Below are 15654 nucleotides of genomic sequence, written 5' to 3'. Positions count from 1 at the left end.
TTTCACAACCGCCGTCCTCTCACACCACCGTACATACGGTTCCGTATACGGCGGTTCATTTACAACACTGGAACTGCCTGTGCAACTCCAGCAGTGATATCAGACCTGCGCGTTCGAAGACTTTCTTCGTCAACGTTTGATTCATATGACTTGCCCCCGCGTTCCACCAGGGTCCGCGCTGGTTCGTCGCCGATATCCACGCCCTTTCTTCGCTCAGGCCGCCTCTCATCAGCATCCTTGCTCTTGCGTACGGCCTTTTCCAATGCCGCCACATCAGGCAACGCAGTTTACGGCGTATCCAGCTATCCAACTCTTCCAGTATCCCTTTGACTTCGGTCAGCCGGAAGTAACTTATCCATCCCCGCAGCACCGGCGCAAGACCGCTGATCACCGCTTTCAGCGCTTTTGAACAGTTTCCCGTCGTCAGGCTGCGGATTTTCTCCTTCAGTCTGACCACGCTGCTCGCGGCTATTTTCAGTCTGGCCTGCCTGTGCCATGTCAGGCTATATCCCAGGAACTTGCGTTCCCAGGGCCTGGCCACCGCGCTTTTTTCCTCGATTCACCGTCAACCGGAGATGCTTTTCCAGATACCGGCTTATCGAGTTCATCGCCTGTTCTCCCGCCTTGCGGCTGCTCACGTAGATATTACAGTCATCCGCATAACGGCAGAACCGGTGGCCCCTGCGCTCCAGTTCACGGTCAAGGTCGGTCAGCAGCAGGTTGGAGAGCAACGGCGATAACGGGCTGCCTTGCGGCATCCCTTCCCGCCGTTTTGTCACCACTTTGCCGCTGACCATGTCCGCTTCCAGATAACGCCTGATGAGCTTGAGCAATCTTACGTCCTTGATCTTACGGCTCAACCTCGACACCATGATGTCGTGATTTACCCGATCAAAGAACTTCTCAAGGTCCATATCCACCACCCAGCGCCGACCGCCTTGCACGTAGGCTTGTGCTTGTCGCACCGCCTGCCAGGCATTGCGGCCCGGCCTGAAGCCGTAGCTGGACTCGGAGAACTCAGGTTCATAATACGGGGTGAGGTGTTGCTGGATGGCCTGCTGAATGAGCCGGTCCACCACCGTGGGGATACCCAGAACCCGGACTCCGCCGTTAGGTTTGGGCAGTTCGACCCGGCGTATCGCCCGCGGGACATAGCTTCCGTCCAGCAGGGCCGTTTTCACCGTCGGCCAATGCCGTTTCAGCCAGTCTTTAAGTTCGCCGACGCCCAGATTATCGACCCCTGCTGCGCCTTTATTCTCAAGTACCCGCTGATAGGCCAGCATCAGGTTGCTACGTGTTATCACCGCTTCGATTGACAAGGGTTGTTCCGCTTTCGTTTGCCCAGATTTCGCCGTGGGTATTTCAGCACCCAGGACCGGCTCTCGCGAATACTGTTCGCTCCTTCCTGTCCGGGCCGCAATGTTTTGCGCTTGTGCCTCATCAATACCCATCGAGATAACCTGTCCTAATCACGGTTGTACATGTTCAGCCCTTCGCGATGCCGGTTTTGCACCGCTACTACGGCCTCGGCTGACTTCTGCACGTTCATCCCGTCGCCTCTCGACGCTCGGTAGCACTATGGCAAACGTACAGATCTCCCGGGGTAATTCGCGCGACCTTCCTGCTTATACCTGTCGACTTTACGTTACAGCGTTCTGTGCAAGTATCGGGCTTTGACGATATAGGCCGCCTTACCCCGCTGTAACGCCTGAGCCGCTTCCTGTTCGTCAGACCAGCATTTTGCCTTCAGCTTCCTTCAGATCCCACCTCGCGGTGGGCACCCTTGCCGTTCGGCTAGCACTTCCCCTTGCCGGGTGTGCAGAGGACTTACACCTCCAAGTCGCCCCTTGACCACCACGGTCAAGAGACAGCGCCCGTCAAGGCGCTACGCGCCATGCCCGGCGCACCTAAATAAAAAACCCGGCCAAGGCCGGGTTTTGTAAGCTGACGGCTATAGATTACTCTGTAACCGCTTCCGCTGGAACTTGTGACTCTGCCGCACGATCAAGCAGTTCGATGTAAGCCATCGGCGCATTGTCACCTGCACGGAATCCACACTTTAAAATACGAGTGTAACCACCGGCGCGGCTCGCAAAACGCGGTCCAAGCTCGTTAAACAGTTTTGCCACGATCTCGTTATCACGAGTACGGGCGAATGCCAGACGACGATTTGCAACGCTGTCGGTCTTGGCAAGTGTAATCAGCGGTTCAACAACACGGCGCAGCTCTTTCGCTTTTGGCAGAGTCGTCTTGATTATCTCATGACGAACCAAAGAGCCGGCCATGTTACGGAACATAGCCTGGCGATGGCTGCTGTTACGGTTCAGTTGACGACCACTCTTACGATGGCGCATGACCTTATCCTTCTCAGTAAAACCTTACCCTGTGATCGGGTTATTCATCAGCAATACTTGCCGGAGGCCAATTCTCAAGGCGCATGCCCAGAGATAACCCACGGGAAGCCAACACATCTTTAATCTCAGTGAGAGATTTTTTACCCAGGTTGGGCGTTTTAAGGAGCTCAACCTCGGTGCGCTGTACCAGATCACCGATGTAGTGGATGGCTTCTGCCTTAAGGCAGTTAGCAGAGCGGACAGTCAATTCCAGATCGTCAACCGGGCGCAGCAAGATCGGATCGAATTCTGGTTTTTCTTCTTTCACTTCCGGCTGACGTACATCACGTAAATCAACAAAAGCTTCAAGTTGTTCAGCCAGAATGGTCGCCGCGCGGCGGATCGCCTCTTCAGGATCGATCGTACCGTTGGTTTCCATTTCGATGACCAGCTTATCCAGATCGGTACGCTGTTCAACACGTGCAGCTTCAACATTGTAGGCGATCCGCTCTACAGGGCTATAGCACGCATCGACCAGCAAACGACCGATCGGGCGCTCGTCTTCTTCCGAATGAATTCGGGCAGAAGCCGGCACATAACCACGACCACGCTGAACTTTGATACGCATATTGATCGCTGCGTTCTCATCGGTCAGGTGACACAGCACATGCTGCGGCTTGACGATTTCGACATCCCCGTCATGGGTAATGTCGGCTGCGGTTACAGGGCCAATGCCAGATTTATTCAGAGTAAGGATAACGTCATCTTTACCTTGAACTCTCACCGCCAGCCCTTTCAGGTTGAGCAGAATCTCCAGGATGTCTTCCTGTACACCTTCTTTGGTGCTGTACTCGTGCAGTACACCATCAATCTCAACCTCGGTCACCGCGCAACCCGGCATCGACGAAAGCAGAATACGGCGCAGTGCGTTACCTAGAGTATGGCCAAAGCCACGCTCTAAAGGTTCAAGGGTCACCTTGGCGTGCGTCGAACTGATTTGCTCGATATCTACCAGGCGCGGTTTTAGAAACTCTGTCACAGAACCCTGCATTGTGTCCTCTCTTTGGTACTAAGCCTTACTTGGAGTAAAGCTCGACTATCAGGTGTTCATTAATGTCCGCAGACAGATCGGTACGTTCTGGAATGCGCTTGAACACCCCTTCCATCTTAGCAGCGTCAACTTCAAGCCAGGTCGGCTTTTCACGCTGTTCAGCCAGTTCCAATGAGGCACGAACACGGGATTGCTTTTTCGCTTTCTCACGGATGCTAACAACGTCATTCGGAGTAACCTGGTAAGAAGCGATGTTGACTACACGTCCGTTTACCATGATCGCCTTGTGGCTGACCAATTGACGTGATTCAGCGCGAGTGGCACCAAAACCCATACGGTAAACAACGTTGTCCAGACGGCCTTCGAGCAACTGCAACAGGTTTTCACCGGTATTGCCTTTAAGACGCGCTGCTTCTTTGTAATAGTTGCGGAATTGACGTTCCAGAACGCCATAAATACGACGGACTTTTTGTTTTTCACGCAACTGCACCCCGTAATCGGACAGACGCGGCTTACGCGCGCCATGCTGTCCAGGGGGCTGTTCAATCTTGCCTTTGGTATCGATCGCTCGAACACCTGACTTCAGGAACAGGTCGGTGCCCTCACGACGGCTCAGCTTGAGCTTAGGACCCAAATATCTTGCCATTTTCTTTCTCCAACTAACCTAAAAGCGGCGTTATACGCGGCGCTTTTTAGGCGGACGACAACCGTTATGGGGGATCGGAGTCACATCAGTAATGTTAGTGATGCGAAAACCAGCCGCGTTTAACGCGCGAACGGTAGACTCACGGCCCGGACCAGGTCCTTTAACCATAACTTCCAGATTCTTGATGCCATACTCTTTCACTGCTTCAGCGCAGCGTTCTGCTGCAACCTGTGCGGCAAACGGAGTAGACTTACGAGAACCACGGAAACCGGAACCACCGGCCGTCGCCCAACCCAACGCATTACCCTGACGATCGGTAATTGTTACGATGGTATTGTTGAAAGACGCATGGATATGAGCCACACCATCTGAAACTTGCTTTTTAACACGCTTGCGTGCACGAATAGGTGCCTTAGCCATTATTTAATCACCCCGATTATTTCTTGATCGGTTTACGCGGACCCTTACGGGTACGGGCGTTGGTCTTAGTACGCTGACCGCGGACTGGAAGACCACGACGATGACGCAAACCACGATAAGTACCAAGGTCCATAAGACGTTTGATACTCAGGGTAACTTCACGGCGCAAATCACCTTCGACCACAAATTTAGCCACTGCTTCACGCAGCGTGTCGATCTGCTCTTCAGACAGCTCACTGATCTTAACATGTTCAGCTATGCCCGCACTCTCACAAATAGATTGCGAACGGGTTTTACCGATACCGTAGATAGCGGTCAATGCAATCACGGCATGTTTATGATCAGGAATGTTAATGCCTGCTATACGGGCCACTATGCACTCCTAAAAATGTAAACGGCAACACCATTCTGAAAAGCCCGTTTTCAGGATACTCAAACGATGTTGCGTTGATATACAAAAGATTGGCTGGCTAATCTAGCCAGCTCAACCCAACTTTGCAAGAAAAAAATGCCGGAATTTTTAGCCTTGGCGCTGTTTATGCTTTGGCTCACTGCAAATCACACGTACGACACCGTGGCGTCTTACAATCTTGCAGTTACGACACAACTTCTTGACGGAAGCACGAACTTTCATTTTTTCATATTGACTTGACATCATCAGAGTCTGCACTTGAGCCATAAAGTCCATGATTACCACAACGACAATCAATAAAGATGTGCCCCCAAAGTAGAAGGGAACTTTCATTGCGTCACGCATGAACTCCGGGATAAGGCAGATAAAAGTAATATACATTGCCCCGACCAGGGTCAGACGGGTCATTACTTTATCTATATATTTAGCCGTTTGCTCTCCCGGACGAATGCCTGGTACAAATGCACCGGACTTCTTCAGGTTATCTGCTGTCTCGCGCGGGTTAAACACCAATGCCGTGTAAAAGAAACAGAAGAATATGATTGCAGACGCATAGAGTAACACATAAAGCGGTTGACCAGGCTGCAAATACAATGAAATAGCTGTCAGCCAACCCCAACCGGTACCGCCGCCGAACCAAGATGCAATTGTGGCCGGAAACAGAATGATGCTGGAAGCGAAAATCGCCGGAATTACACCGGCCATATTCACCTTCAACGGCAAATGTGTACTTTGTGCCGCATAAACACGACGCCCTTGCTGACGTTTGGCATAGTTAACGACAATACGCCGCTGGCCACGCTCGACAAATACAACAAAAAACGTCACTGCAAATACGAGAACCACAATCAATAGCAACACGAGGAAGTGCATGTCGCCTTGTCGAGCTTGCTCAATGGTATGGCCGATGGCCGGCGGGAGACCCGCAACGATACCGGCAAAGATAATGATGGAGATACCGTTACCGATACCCCGTTCAGTTATCTGCTCGCCCAACCACATCAGGAACATTGTCCCGGTGACCAGGCTCACGACAGCGGTAAAGTAAAACGCGAAGCCCGGATTATAAACCAGGCCTTGCATCCCGGGCATATTCGGTAAACCGGTAGCAATCCCGATCGACTGGAATATCCCCAATACCAACGTGCCATAGCGGGTGTACTGGCTTATCTTGCGACGGCCAGCCTCACCTTCTTTTTTTATCTCCGCCAGCGCCGGGTGAACCACAGTCAGCAGCTGTATGATGATCGATGCCGAAATATACGGCATGATCCCCAACGCGAAGATAGAAGCACGGCTGAGCGCACCACCAGAGAACATGTTGAACATTTCAATGATGGTGCCTCTTTGCTGTTCGAGCAATTTCGCAAGCACAGCGGCATCGATACCAGGAATCGGAATAAAAGAGCCGATACGGAAGACAATCAGAGCGCCGACCACAAACAAAAGCCTGCGTCGCAATTCGCCTAATCCGCCTTTAGCACTTTGAAAGTCTAATCCTGGTTGTTTGGCCATCTGCTACTTATTCCTCAATTTTACCGCCGGCGGCTTCGATTGCAGCACGAGCGCCTTTGGTGACACGCAGACCGCGCAGGGTTACTGCGCGATTGATTTCGCCGGAAAGCATGACTTTCGCGAACTCAATCTGGGTGCCAACAACGTTAGCGGCTTTAAGCGTATTCAGATCGATAACCTCACCGTCTACCTTCGCCAGCTCGGACAGGCGAATTTCCGCCGTAATTGCTGCTTTGCGCGAAGTGAAGCCGAATTTCGGCAGACGACGGTACAATGGCATCTGGCCGCCTTCGAAACCGCGACGCACGCCACCGCCAGAACGAGATTTCTGACCTTTGACACCGCGTCCGCCAGTTTTACCCAGACCGGAACCGATGCCACGGCCAACACGCCTTGGCGCGTGTTTGGAACCCTCAGCCGGAGACAGAGTATTTAAGCGCATCTCTTACTCCTCAACTTTGACCATGTAGGAAACCAAATTGACCATACCGCGAATCGCAGGAGTATCCTCGCGCTCAACGGTGTGACCAATGCGACGCAGGCCCAAGCCAACCAGAGTTGCCCTGTGTTTCGGCAGACGACCGATGGAACTGCGAGTCTGTGTTATTTTAATAGTCTGTGCCATGGTCAATTACCCCAGAATTTCTTCAACGGATTTACCACGCTTGGCAGCGACCATTTCGGGAGACTTCATGTTAGCGAGCGCATCGATAGTTGCACGAACCACGTTAATCGGGTTGGTGGAACCATATGTTTTTGCTAACACGTTGTGAACTCCTGCGACTTCAAGGACGGCGCGCATAGCACCACCGGCGATAATACCGGTACCTTGGGAAGCCGGCTGCATGAACACCCGCGACCCCGTGTGAGCACCTTTGACAGGATGCTGCAGGGTGCCGCTGTTCAGCGCGACATTCAACATATTGCGACGGGCTTTCTCCATCGCTTTCTGGATTGCTGCCGGAACTTCGCGTGCCTTGCCGTAACCAAAACCTACGCGACCGTTACCGTCACCGACAACTGTCAGAGCGGTAAAACTGAAAATACGGCCACCTTTTACGGTTTTGGATACGCGATTTACCGCGATCAGCTTTTCCTGCAGTTCGCCAGCTTGCTTCTCAGTGTGTTGTGACATCTTACACCCCTACCTTAGAACTGAAGGCCAGCTTCACGGGCAGCATCTGCCAGTGCCTGGACACGACCATGATATTGGAATCCGGAACGATCAAAGGCCACAACCTTGATGCCTTTTTCCAAAGCGCGTTCGGCGATGGTTTTACCCACGGCGCTGGCGGCGTCTTTGTTACCGGTACCCTTTAATTGCTCCGCGATGGCTTTTTCTAAAGTAGAAGCGGCCACCAATACTTCAGCACCATTCGGGGCAATGACCTGCGCATAAATATGGCGCGGGGTACGATGTATAACCAGGCGAGTTGCGCCCAGTTCGTGGAGCTTGCGGCGTGCGCGGGTCGCACGACGGATACGAGCTGCTTTCTTATCCATAGTGTTACCTTACTTTTTCTTAGCCTCTTTGGTACGCACGACTTCGTCGGCGTAACGGACACCCTTGCCTTTGTAGGGCTCAGGACGACGATAGGCCCGCAAATCAGCCGCGATCTGCCCAACAGCCTGCTTATCAGCGCCTTTCAGCACGATTTCAGTCTGGCTTGGACATTCAGCGGTGATGCCTGCCGGTAAAACATGGTCAATGGGGTGTGAATAGCCAAGGGCCAAATTCACCACATTGCCTTTTACCGCGGCGCGATAACCTACGCCTACCAGCTGCAGCTTCTTGGTGAAGCCTTCAGTAACACCGACAATCATTGCATGCAACAGTGCACGGGTCGTACCCGCCAGGGCCCAACCGTTCGCTTCGCCTTCACGGGGCAGAAACGTCAGGTTATTGTCCGCATAGTTGACATGAACTGCGTCGTGGATAGTACGGCTCAGCTCGCCGTTTTTACCTTTGATCGTAATGTTCTGACCGTCGAGTTTTATCTCTACGCCGGCAGGAACTACGACATGTGCTTTTGCAACACGAGACATGTTTTCCTCCCGATTAAGCTACGTAGCAGATAATCTCGCCACCAAGACCAGCCTGGCGAGCCGCACGATCAGTCATGACACCTTTAGAGGTGGAAACAACCGCGATACCCAAACCGGCCATAACTTTCGGCAGCGCATCTTTTTTCTTATAGATACGCAGACCAGGGCGGCTGATACGCTGAATGGTTTCTACCACCGGCTTACCTTGGAAGTACTTGAGTTCAAGTTCCAATGTAGGCTTGGTGTCGCCTTCAATTTTATAATCTTCAATAAAGCCTTCTTCTTTCAGCAAATGGGCGATTGCCACTTTAAGCTTGGAGGAAGGCATGGAGACCGCTGTTTTGTTCGCGGTTTGACCGTTGCGGATACGGGTCAGCATATCCGCGATCGGATCTTGCATGCTCATCTGTCTTTACTCCCGTGATTCAATTGGTGACAATTACCAGCTAGCCTTTCTCAGACCCGGGATCTCACCACGCATGGCAGTTTCACGGACCTTGATACGGCTCAACCCGAATTTCCGCAGGAAAGCGTGCGGACGACCAGTTTGGCGGCAGCGGTTACGCTGACGAGACGGGCTGGAATCACGCGGCAGAGTCTGCAGCTTGAGAACCGCATCCCAACGCTCTTCATCAGAAGAATTCACGCTCGAGATGATGGTTTTAAGTTCAGCGCGTTTTGCGAAGTATTTTTCAGCTAATTTCACGCGCTTGACTTCGCGTGCTTTCATGGATTGCTTAGCCATTAGAACCCTGCCTTACTTGCGGAATGGGAAGTTAAAGGCGTCCAATAGTGCACGACCTTCATCATCGGATAACGCTGTAGTGGTGATGGTAATATCCAAACCACGAACGCGATCGACTTTGTCATAATCGATTTCCGGGAAGATGATCTGCTCACGCACGCCCATGCTGTAGTTGCCACGGCCATCGAATGACTTGGTGGACAGGCCACGGAAGTCACGGATACGCGGCACAGCAATGGTTATCAGTCGCTCAAAGAACTCCCACATGCGTTCACCACGCAGGGTTACTTTACAGCCGATCGGATAGCCCTGACGGATTTTGAAGCCCGCAACGGATCTGCGCGCCTTGGTGATAAGCGGTTTTTGACCAGAAATCGCTGCTAAATCGGTAGCAGCATTATCCAGCAATTTTTTATCAGCAATCGCTTCACCCACACCCATGTTCAGGGTGATCTTCTCGACCCGAGGGACTTGCATGACAGAATGATAGCCGAATTTCTTCATTAGCTTTTCGACTACTTCGTCTTTGTAGTAATCATGCAGTTTCGCCATCGTACTACTCCAAATTACTTAATAGTTTCGCCGTTAGATTTGAAAATACGGACTTTTTTGCCGTCTTCAATCTTAAAGCCTACACGGTCCGCCTTGTTGGCAGCCCCGTTGAAGATGGCAATGTTGGAAAGCTGAATTGCCGCTTCCTGTTCAACGATGCCGCCCGGCTGGTTCGTAGCCGGAACTGGTTTTTGATGTTTCTTAACCAGGTTTATACCTTCAACAATGGCCTTGCCCGTAGACAGAACATTCTTTACTTTACCGCGCTTACCTTTATCTTTGCCGGTCAGCACGATAACTTCGTCATCACGACGGATTTTCGCTGCCATGATTCGCTCCTTAAAGTACTTCAGGTGCCAGAGAAATAATTTTCATGAACTTTTCGGTACGCAGTTCACGAGTCACCGGCCCAAAAATACGCGTACCGATAGGTTGCTCACTATTGTTATTCAACAAAACACAAGCATTACCATCGAAGCGAACGACAGAACCGTCAGGGCGACGGACACCCTTCTTGGTGCGCACCACTACCGCCTTCAGGACATCACCTTTTTTTACTTTGCCACGCGGAATTGCTTCCTTGATGGTAATTTTGATGATGTCGCCGACGCCTGCGTAGCGACGGTGCGAGCCACCTAGAACCTTGATACACATTACGCGACGCGCGCCGGAGTTGTCGGCCACGTTCAGCATAGTCTGTTCTTGGATCATGTTAGTGCTCCGCTAATGTCAACTACAACTTAAGGACCTATTACAGGTCGTTAAAAAAACCCCATAATACAGGGCGCAGCATTATAACACCGCACCTAGGATATGGGTAGAAAAAATAAACGGCCCCTAGTCCGAGCCGTTTACCTTTTTGAGGGCGCTTACTGTATTACAGAATCGCTTTCTCTACAACGCGAACAAGTGTCCAAGACTTGGTCTTGGAAATCGGACGGCATTCGCTGATTTCAACGATGTCGCCGATTGCGCTCACATTGGTCTCGTCGTGTACGTGCAGCTTGGTCGTGCGCTTGATGAATTTGCCGTAAATCGGGTGTTTCACAAAACGTTCGATGGCAACAACGATGGATTTCTCCATTTTGTCGCTGACCACACGACCTTGCAGAGTACGGATCTTGTCACTCATTACGCACCCGCCTTCTCAGTCAATAAGGTTTTCACGCGCGCAACATTGCGACGCACTTGCAACAACAGATGAGACTGTTGCAGTTGCCCGCTTGCCGCCTGCATGCGCAGGTTAAACTGCTCACGCAGAAGATTCAGCAGCTCGGCGTTCAACTCTTCAACGCTTTTTTCACGCAGCTCTTTTGCTTTCATTACATCACCGTCTTAGTTACAAAGGTGGTTTTAATCGGCAGTTTCGCTGCTGCCAGCTGAAATGCTTCGCGGGCAACTTCTTCCGGAACACCGTCCATTTCATACAGGACTTTACCCGGTTGAATCAAGGCAACCCAATACTCTACGTTACCTTTACCTTTACCCATACGCACTTCAAGCGGCTTTTCGGTGATCGGTTTGTCCGGGAAAATACGGATCCAGATCTTACCTTGACGCTTAACTGCACGCGTCATTGCACGACGCGCAGCTTCGATTTGACGAGCAGTCAGACGACCACGGCCAACAGCTTTCAGACCGAAAGTACCGAAGCTAATATCCGTGCCCGCAGCCAGACCACGGTTGCGGCCCTTGTGCATCTTACGGAATTTTGTACGCTTTGGTTGTAACATCAGCGACTCTCCTTACTTGCGGCCTTTACGCTGCTGCTTTTTAGGTTGAGCAGCCGGTTTTTCCGGTTGTTCAACGGCAGCCATACCACCCAGAATCTCACCTTTGAAGATCCACACTTTTACACCGATAACACCATAAGTGGTGTGCGCTTCGGCAAAGCCATAGTCGATATCCGCACGCAGCGTGTGCAGCGGAACGCGACCTTCGCGATACCATTCGGTACGTGCGATTTCAGCGCCGCCAAGACGACCGCTGACTTCAACTTTGATACCCTTAGCGCCCAAACGCATGGCGTTCTGTACAGCACGCTTCATAGCGCGACGGAACATAACACGCTTTTTCAGCTGCTGAGCAATGCCCTTAGCGACTAGGATTGCGTCCAGTTCCGGTTTTTTGATTTCGGCAATATTGATCTGCGCGGGAACGCCGGCGATATCCGCCACGACCTTACGCAGTTTTTCGACATCTTCACCTTTCTTGCCGATAACGATGCCCGGACGTGCGGTGTGAATAGTCACACGAATGCTTTTAGCCGGGCGCTCGATAACGATGCGAGAAACGGAAGCGGATTCCAATTCCTTATTCAGGAATTGACGAACCTTAAAGTCGCTGTCCAGGTTGTCAGCGAATTCTTTAGTATTCGCATACCAGGTGGAATTCCATGGTTTAACAATACCAAGGCGAATACCATTAGGATGTACTTTCTGACCCATTGCTAGTCTCCAGAGTCTCAGCGATCGGACACAACCACAGTAATGTGGCTGGTGCGCTTCAGGATGCGATCCGCCCGACCTTTTGCACGAGGCATGATACGCTTCATGCTGGGGCCGGCGTCGACGAAAATCTTCGCGACTTTCAGATCATCGATATCTGCGCCATCGTTGTGTTCAGCGTTAGCAATGGCAGACTCCAGTACTTTTTTAACCAGGCCAGCAGCTTTCTTGTTGGTGTAGGTCAAAACTTCCAGAGCTTGCGACACTTTCTTACCGCGGATCAGGTCAGCCACCAGGCGAACCTTCTGAGCAGAAGAACGAGCGTGGCGATGTTGAGCGATAGTTTCCATCTCTTCCTCCTACCTTAGCGTTTTTTAGCCTTTCTATCGGCCGCATGACCGCGATAAGTACGCGTCGGCGCGAATTCACCCAGTTTATGACCGACCATTTCATCGGAAACAAACACCGGTACGTGCTGACGACCATTATGGACAGCGATGGTCAAACCGATCATTGTTGGAAAGATCGTTGAACGACGGGACCAAGTGCGTATAGGCTTCTTGTCACCGCTTTCCACCGCTTTCTCTACCTTCTTCAGCAAGTGCAGGTCTATGAATGGACCTTTCTTGAGAGAACGTGGCATGGCTTATCCTCTAATAATTATTTACTACGGCGACGTACGATGAACTTATCAGTACGCTTATTACTGCGGGTCTTCTTACCTTTGGTCTGCAGGCCCCACGGACTGACCGGATGCTTACCAAAGTTACGACCTTCACCACCACCATGCGGGTGATCCACCGGGTTCATCGCCGTACCGCGAACGGTCGGACGAATACCGCGCCAACGTGTTGCACCGGCTTTACCCAGTACTCGCAACATGTGTTCGGCATTACCTACTTCACCCATGGTCGCCCGGCATTCAGACTGTACCTTGCGCATTTCGCCGGAGCGAAGACGCAGCGTGACATAAGCGCCGTCACGAGCAACGATCTGAACATAGGCGCCGGCTGAACGTGCCAATTGACCGCCTTTACCCGGTTTCATTTCCACATTATGGACAGTGGAACCCACCGGGATATTGCGCATCGGCAGCGTGTTGCCGGCTTTGATGGCCGCATCGACGCCAGATTGTATTTGATCGCCGGCTTTCAGGCCTTTCGGCGCCAGCACGTAACGACGTTCACCGTCTTTGTATAAAACCAAGGCGATGTTGGCGGAACGGTTCGGATCATATTCCAGGCGCTCTACGATTGCCGGGATACCGTCTTTATCACGTTTAAAGTCGACAATACGGTACTGTTGTTTATGACCACCACCGATATGGCGCGTAGTGATACGGCCATTGTTGTTGCGTCCACCGGATTTAGTGAGTTTTTCCACCAACGGGCCGTAAGGCTTGCCCTTGTGCAGCTCAGGGTTGACCACTTTAACTACGTGGCGACGACCCGGAGATGTCGGTTTACATTTAACAATTGCCATTGTTCTTCTCCTCCGACTTACTCTGCGCCGCCGATGAAGTCCATGTTCTGGCCTTCTTTCAGGGTGACGTAAGCTTTTTTCCAGTCACTACGACGACCGATACGCTGTCCATGACGCTTCGTTTTCCCTTTAACGACCAGGGTGCGAACATCAGTGACTTCGACTTCAAACAGTTTGTGCACGGCGGCTTTTATTTCTGCTTTGGTCGCTTCTATAGCTACCTTGAGAACGATGGTGTTGTGCTTTTCCATCGCTGCAGACGCTTTTTCAGAAACGTGCGGCGCGCGCAATACTTTCAGCAAACGTTCTTCACGAATCATGCCAGCATCTCCTCAACTTGCTTCACAGCGTCAGCCGTCATAACGACTTTGTCGAAGGCGATCAAGCTAACCGGATCGATACCTGCGACATCGCGAACGTCTACTTTGTAGAGGTTGCGCGCGGCCAGGAACAGATTTTCATCGAGTTCGCCGGTAATGATCAGCACATCCGTGAGCGACATGTCTTTCAGTTTCTGAACCAGCAGCCTGGTTTTAGGCGCCTCGACAGAAAATGATTCAACAACAATCAGACGTTCTTGACGCACCAGTTCCGACAGGATGCTTTTCAGCGCCCCACGGTACATTTTCTTGTTAACCTTTTGACTGTGATCCTGCGGCTTGGCTGCAAAAGTCACACCACCGGAACGCCAGATCGGGCTTGCGATATCACCTGAACGTGCGCGGCCGGTACCTTTCTGACGCCAGGGTTTTTTACCGGAACCAGTTACTTCGGCACGGGTCTTCTGAGCGCGAGTACCTTGACGGGCACCTGCTGCGTAAGCAACAACAACCTGGTGTACCAGCGCTTCATTGAAGTCACGCCCGAAGGTAGTTTCGGAAACAGTCAGCGCGCTTTGCGCGTCTTTCAATACCAATTCCATTCCTATCTCCTCGACGTTACGCCTTGACAGCCGGTTTAACGATCAGGTCACCGCCGGTAGCTCCCGGGACAGCACCTTTGACCAGCAGCAGGTTGCGCTCAACGTCAACACGCACTACGTCCAGGCTGAGAACGGTGACGCGCTCATTGCCCATCTGACCTGCCATTTTCTTGCCCTTGAATACTTTACCCGGCGTCTGGTTCATACCGATTGAACCATGGCCGCGGTGGGACAAGGAGTTACCATGGGTAGCATCCTGGGTACGGAAGTTCCAGCGCTTGGTCACGCCTGCGAATCCTTTACCTTTGGAGGTACCGGTAACGTCTACTTTTTTAACATCGGCAAACAGTTCAACGCTGATGCTTTGACCGGCGGCAATATCTTCAACGTCTTCGACGCGGAATTCCCACAGGCCGCGGCCGGCTTCTACACCAGCCTTGGCAAAGTGGCCGGCTTCAGGCTTGGTGACACGGTTGGCTTTTTTAGTGCCTGTCGTGACCTGAATAGCGCGATATCCGTCGTTGTCCAGATCTTTGACCTGGGTAACGCGGTTTGCTTCGATTTCGATAACGGTTACCGGGATAGAAACGCCATCTTCGGTGAAGATGCGAGTCATGCCCACTTTACGACCGACTAAACCCTTCATTGTTTCAACCTCTCAATCGTTTGGTGACCTGATTAACCCAGGCTGATCTGCACATCAACACCAGCAGCCAGGTCCAGACGCATCAGCGCATCAACGGTTTTTTCGGTTGGCTCAACGATGTCAACCAGACGCTTGTGAGTGCGGATTTCGTATTGATCGCGCGCATCTTTATTGACGTGCGGAGAAATCAGAACGGTAAAGCGCTCTTTGCGTGTCGGCAGCGGGATCGGACCCCGTACCTGAGCACCGGTACGTTTGGCAGTCTCGACGATTTCCGCGGTTGATTGATCGATCAAACGATGATCAAACGCTTTCAAACGGATACGGATTCTTTGGTTCTGCATGAGACCAGAGCTCCAATTATTTATAAACGCAGAAAATTACTCCTCGCACCCATTTCGATTGATGGGGAAGTGTAATCGTTCAGTATTATCCCC

29 protein-coding genes and 1 pseudogene are annotated in these 15654 nt (G+C 51.8%); all 30 read right to left on the bottom strand.

Annotated elements, in window-relative coordinates:
• Positions 1-55: 55 nt before the first annotated feature.
• Positions 56-541: a group II intron maturase-specific domain-containing protein gene (locus tag GTU79_RS30045; protein ID WP_253073481.1), complete on the bottom strand. Its 486-nt coding sequence runs from the start codon at positions 539-541 to the stop codon at positions 56-58.
• On the bottom strand, positions 504-1451 hold the full coding sequence (ltrA, locus tag GTU79_RS02690) for a group II intron reverse transcriptase/maturase (RefSeq protein ID WP_253073480.1): 948 nt from the start codon (positions 1449-1451) through the stop codon (positions 504-506). Before ltrA ends, GTU79_RS30045 begins: the two co-directional genes overlap by 38 nt.
• Positions 1452-1958: 507 nt before the next feature.
• A complete protein-coding gene (gene rplQ / locus GTU79_RS02685) occupies positions 1959-2354 on the bottom strand; it encodes a 50S ribosomal protein L17 (RefSeq protein ID WP_132923640.1) in 396 nt (131 codons plus the stop codon).
• Positions 2355-2394: 40 nt separating this feature from the next.
• Positions 2395-3384 carry a DNA-directed RNA polymerase subunit alpha gene (locus GTU79_RS02680; protein WP_132923641.1) on the bottom strand — a complete coding sequence of 330 codons (990 nt, stop codon included), beginning with the start codon at positions 3382-3384 and terminating at the stop codon, positions 2395-2397.
• Positions 3385-3409: 25 nt separating this feature from the next.
• Complete coding sequence (gene rpsD, locus GTU79_RS02675; RefSeq protein WP_132923642.1) at positions 3410-4030, bottom strand: 30S ribosomal protein S4; 621 nt, start codon at positions 4028-4030, stop codon at positions 3410-3412.
• A gap of 30 nt (positions 4031-4060) precedes the next feature.
• Entirely contained in the window at positions 4061-4450 is a 390-nt protein-coding gene (gene rpsK / locus GTU79_RS02670; RefSeq protein ID WP_025420689.1) for a 30S ribosomal protein S11, read from the bottom strand.
• Positions 4451-4466: 16 nt separating this feature from the next.
• Positions 4467-4823 carry a 30S ribosomal protein S13 gene (gene rpsM / locus GTU79_RS02665; protein WP_132923643.1) on the bottom strand — a complete coding sequence of 119 codons (357 nt, stop codon included), beginning with the start codon at positions 4821-4823 and terminating at the stop codon, positions 4467-4469.
• Between the two features lie 147 nt (positions 4824-4970).
• Entirely contained in the window at positions 4971-5084 is a 114-nt protein-coding gene (rpmJ, locus tag GTU79_RS31785) for a 50S ribosomal protein L36 (protein ID WP_132923644.1), read from the bottom strand.
• Between the two features lie 66 nt (positions 5085-5150).
• Positions 5151-6377: pseudogene (gene secY, locus GTU79_RS02660) on the bottom strand (preprotein translocase subunit SecY); the annotation flags it as partial.
• A gap of 7 nt (positions 6378-6384) precedes the next feature.
• The gene (gene rplO, locus GTU79_RS02655; protein ID WP_132923646.1) at positions 6385-6819 is read right to left on the bottom strand and encodes a 50S ribosomal protein L15; all 435 of its coding nucleotides are present in this window, start codon (positions 6817-6819) and stop codon (positions 6385-6387) included.
• Positions 6820-6822: 3 nt separating this feature from the next.
• The gene (gene rpmD, locus GTU79_RS02650; RefSeq protein ID WP_132923647.1) at positions 6823-7002 is read right to left on the bottom strand and encodes a 50S ribosomal protein L30; all 180 of its coding nucleotides are present in this window, start codon (positions 7000-7002) and stop codon (positions 6823-6825) included.
• Positions 7003-7008: 6 nt separating this feature from the next.
• Positions 7009-7512: a 30S ribosomal protein S5 gene (gene rpsE, locus GTU79_RS02645; RefSeq protein ID WP_132923648.1), complete on the bottom strand. Its 504-nt coding sequence runs from the start codon at positions 7510-7512 to the stop codon at positions 7009-7011.
• A 14-nt stretch (positions 7513-7526) separates the two neighbouring features.
• Positions 7527-7880, bottom strand: coding sequence for a 50S ribosomal protein L18 (gene rplR, locus GTU79_RS02640; RefSeq protein WP_132923649.1), 354 nt, complete (start codon positions 7878-7880; stop codon positions 7527-7529).
• Positions 7881-7889: 9 nt separating this feature from the next.
• On the bottom strand, positions 7890-8423 hold the full coding sequence (rplF, locus tag GTU79_RS02635) for a 50S ribosomal protein L6 (RefSeq protein ID WP_132923650.1): 534 nt from the start codon (positions 8421-8423) through the stop codon (positions 7890-7892).
• A 13-nt stretch (positions 8424-8436) separates the two neighbouring features.
• Positions 8437-8829, bottom strand: coding sequence for a 30S ribosomal protein S8 (gene rpsH, locus GTU79_RS02630; protein ID WP_132923651.1), 393 nt, complete (start codon positions 8827-8829; stop codon positions 8437-8439).
• Between the two features lie 33 nt (positions 8830-8862).
• Positions 8863-9168: a 30S ribosomal protein S14 gene (rpsN, locus tag GTU79_RS02625; protein ID WP_203522943.1), complete on the bottom strand. Its 306-nt coding sequence runs from the start codon at positions 9166-9168 to the stop codon at positions 8863-8865.
• A 12-nt stretch (positions 9169-9180) separates the two neighbouring features.
• Positions 9181-9720, bottom strand: a complete 540-nt coding sequence (rplE, locus tag GTU79_RS02620) for a 50S ribosomal protein L5 (RefSeq protein ID WP_203522944.1) — start codon at positions 9718-9720, stop codon at positions 9181-9183.
• Positions 9721-9734: 14 nt separating this feature from the next.
• A complete protein-coding gene (gene rplX, locus GTU79_RS02615; protein WP_132923654.1) occupies positions 9735-10049 on the bottom strand; it encodes a 50S ribosomal protein L24 in 315 nt (104 codons plus the stop codon).
• Between the two features lie 10 nt (positions 10050-10059).
• The gene (gene rplN, locus GTU79_RS02610; RefSeq protein WP_132923655.1) at positions 10060-10431 is read right to left on the bottom strand and encodes a 50S ribosomal protein L14; all 372 of its coding nucleotides are present in this window, start codon (positions 10429-10431) and stop codon (positions 10060-10062) included.
• Positions 10432-10597: 166 nt separating this feature from the next.
• Complete coding sequence (rpsQ, locus tag GTU79_RS02605; protein WP_132923656.1) at positions 10598-10852, bottom strand: 30S ribosomal protein S17; 255 nt, start codon at positions 10850-10852, stop codon at positions 10598-10600.
• Positions 10852-11043: a 50S ribosomal protein L29 gene (gene rpmC / locus GTU79_RS02600; RefSeq protein WP_132923657.1), complete on the bottom strand. Its 192-nt coding sequence runs from the start codon at positions 11041-11043 to the stop codon at positions 10852-10854. The genes rpsQ and rpmC overlap by 1 nt, the downstream gene beginning before the upstream one ends.
• Positions 11043-11453, bottom strand: a complete 411-nt coding sequence (rplP, locus tag GTU79_RS02595) for a 50S ribosomal protein L16 (RefSeq protein WP_132923658.1) — start codon at positions 11451-11453, stop codon at positions 11043-11045. The genes rpmC and rplP overlap by 1 nt, the downstream gene beginning before the upstream one ends.
• A 12-nt stretch (positions 11454-11465) precedes the next feature.
• The gene (gene rpsC / locus GTU79_RS02590; protein WP_203522945.1) at positions 11466-12167 is read right to left on the bottom strand and encodes a 30S ribosomal protein S3; all 702 of its coding nucleotides are present in this window, start codon (positions 12165-12167) and stop codon (positions 11466-11468) included.
• Between the two features lie 17 nt (positions 12168-12184).
• Positions 12185-12517, bottom strand: coding sequence for a 50S ribosomal protein L22 (gene rplV, locus GTU79_RS02585; protein ID WP_011412083.1), 333 nt, complete (start codon positions 12515-12517; stop codon positions 12185-12187).
• A 14-nt stretch (positions 12518-12531) separates the two neighbouring features.
• The gene (rpsS, locus tag GTU79_RS02580; RefSeq protein WP_132923660.1) at positions 12532-12810 is read right to left on the bottom strand and encodes a 30S ribosomal protein S19; all 279 of its coding nucleotides are present in this window, start codon (positions 12808-12810) and stop codon (positions 12532-12534) included.
• A gap of 17 nt (positions 12811-12827) precedes the next feature.
• Positions 12828-13649 carry a 50S ribosomal protein L2 gene (gene rplB / locus GTU79_RS02575; protein ID WP_132923661.1) on the bottom strand — a complete coding sequence of 274 codons (822 nt, stop codon included), beginning with the start codon at positions 13647-13649 and terminating at the stop codon, positions 12828-12830.
• A 17-nt stretch (positions 13650-13666) separates the two neighbouring features.
• The gene (gene rplW, locus GTU79_RS02570) at positions 13667-13969 is read right to left on the bottom strand and encodes a 50S ribosomal protein L23 (RefSeq protein WP_132923662.1); all 303 of its coding nucleotides are present in this window, start codon (positions 13967-13969) and stop codon (positions 13667-13669) included.
• Complete coding sequence (rplD, locus tag GTU79_RS02565) at positions 13966-14571, bottom strand: 50S ribosomal protein L4 (RefSeq protein ID WP_132923663.1); 606 nt, start codon at positions 14569-14571, stop codon at positions 13966-13968. Before rplD ends, rplW begins: the two co-directional genes overlap by 4 nt.
• A 16-nt stretch (positions 14572-14587) precedes the next feature.
• A complete protein-coding gene (gene rplC / locus GTU79_RS02560; RefSeq protein ID WP_132923664.1) occupies positions 14588-15217 on the bottom strand; it encodes a 50S ribosomal protein L3 in 630 nt (209 codons plus the stop codon).
• A gap of 32 nt (positions 15218-15249) precedes the next feature.
• Entirely contained in the window at positions 15250-15561 is a 312-nt protein-coding gene (gene rpsJ, locus GTU79_RS02555) for a 30S ribosomal protein S10 (RefSeq protein WP_001181005.1), read from the bottom strand.
• Between the last annotated feature and the right edge of the window lie 93 nt (positions 15562-15654).

Origin of the sequence: Sodalis ligni (assembly GCF_016865525.2) — a bacterium.
GTDB classification, from domain to species: domain Bacteria; phylum Pseudomonadota; class Gammaproteobacteria; order Enterobacterales; family Enterobacteriaceae; genus Acerihabitans; species Acerihabitans ligni.
This window is presented reverse-complemented; position numbering and strand designations above follow the sequence as displayed.

Bases quoted from the DNA above. Each gene is read 5' to 3' on its own strand.
- ltrA (WP_253073480.1), bottom strand. From the start codon at position 1,451: ATGGGTATTGATGAGGCACAAGCGCAAAACATTGCGGCCCGGACAGGA.
- rplQ (WP_132923640.1), bottom strand. From the start codon at position 2,354: ATGCGCCATCGTAAGAGTGGTCGTCAACTGAACCGTAACAGCAGCCAT.
- GTU79_RS02680 (WP_132923641.1), bottom strand. From the start codon at position 3,384: ATGCAGGGTTCTGTGACAGAGTTTCTAAAACCGCGCCTGGTAGATATC.
- rpsD (WP_132923642.1), bottom strand. From the start codon at position 4,030: ATGGCAAGATATTTGGGTCCTAAGCTCAAGCTGAGCCGTCGTGAGGGC.
- rpsK (WP_025420689.1), bottom strand. From the start codon at position 4,450: ATGGCTAAGGCACCTATTCGTGCACGCAAGCGTGTTAAAAAGCAAGTT.
- rpmJ (WP_132923644.1), bottom strand. From the start codon at position 5,084: ATGAAAGTTCGTGCTTCCGTCAAGAAGTTGTGTCGTAACTGCAAGATT.
- rplO (WP_132923646.1), bottom strand. From the start codon at position 6,819: ATGCGCTTAAATACTCTGTCTCCGGCTGAGGGTTCCAAACACGCGCCA.
- rpmD (WP_132923647.1), bottom strand. From the start codon at position 7,002: ATGGCACAGACTATTAAAATAACACAGACTCGCAGTTCCATCGGTCGT.
- rpsE (WP_132923648.1), bottom strand. From the start codon at position 7,512: ATGTCACAACACACTGAGAAGCAAGCTGGCGAACTGCAGGAAAAGCTG.
- rplR (WP_132923649.1), bottom strand. From the start codon at position 7,880: ATGGATAAGAAAGCAGCTCGTATCCGTCGTGCGACCCGCGCACGCCGC.
- rplF (WP_132923650.1), bottom strand. From the start codon at position 8,423: ATGTCTCGTGTTGCAAAAGCACATGTCGTAGTTCCTGCCGGCGTAGAG.
- rpsH (WP_132923651.1), bottom strand. From the start codon at position 8,829: ATGAGCATGCAAGATCCGATCGCGGATATGCTGACCCGTATCCGCAAC.
- rpsN (WP_203522943.1), bottom strand. From the start codon at position 9,168: ATGGCTAAGCAATCCATGAAAGCACGCGAAGTCAAGCGCGTGAAATTA.
- rplE (WP_203522944.1), bottom strand. From the start codon at position 9,720: ATGGCGAAACTGCATGATTACTACAAAGACGAAGTAGTCGAAAAGCTA.
- rplX (WP_132923654.1), bottom strand. From the start codon at position 10,049: ATGGCAGCGAAAATCCGTCGTGATGACGAAGTTATCGTGCTGACCGGC.
- rplN (WP_132923655.1), bottom strand. From the start codon at position 10,431: ATGATCCAAGAACAGACTATGCTGAACGTGGCCGACAACTCCGGCGCG.
- rpsQ (WP_132923656.1), bottom strand. From the start codon at position 10,852: ATGAGTGACAAGATCCGTACTCTGCAAGGTCGTGTGGTCAGCGACAAA.
- rpmC (WP_132923657.1), bottom strand. From the start codon at position 11,043: ATGAAAGCAAAAGAGCTGCGTGAAAAAAGCGTTGAAGAGTTGAACGCC.
- rplP (WP_132923658.1), bottom strand. From the start codon at position 11,453: ATGTTACAACCAAAGCGTACAAAATTCCGTAAGATGCACAAGGGCCGC.
- rpsC (WP_203522945.1), bottom strand. From the start codon at position 12,167: ATGGGTCAGAAAGTACATCCTAATGGTATTCGCCTTGGTATTGTTAAA.
- rplV (WP_011412083.1), bottom strand. From the start codon at position 12,517: ATGGAAACTATCGCTCAACATCGCCACGCTCGTTCTTCTGCTCAGAAG.
- rpsS (WP_132923660.1), bottom strand. From the start codon at position 12,810: ATGCCACGTTCTCTCAAGAAAGGTCCATTCATAGACCTGCACTTGCTG.
- rplB (WP_132923661.1), bottom strand. From the start codon at position 13,649: ATGGCAATTGTTAAATGTAAACCGACATCTCCGGGTCGTCGCCACGTA.
- rplW (WP_132923662.1), bottom strand. From the start codon at position 13,969: ATGATTCGTGAAGAACGTTTGCTGAAAGTATTGCGCGCGCCGCACGTT.
- rplD (WP_132923663.1), bottom strand. From the start codon at position 14,571: ATGGAATTGGTATTGAAAGACGCGCAAAGCGCGCTGACTGTTTCCGAA.
- rplC (WP_132923664.1), bottom strand. From the start codon at position 15,217: ATGAAGGGTTTAGTCGGTCGTAAAGTGGGCATGACTCGCATCTTCACC.
- rpsJ (WP_001181005.1), bottom strand. From the start codon at position 15,561: ATGCAGAACCAAAGAATCCGTATCCGTTTGAAAGCGTTTGATCATCGT.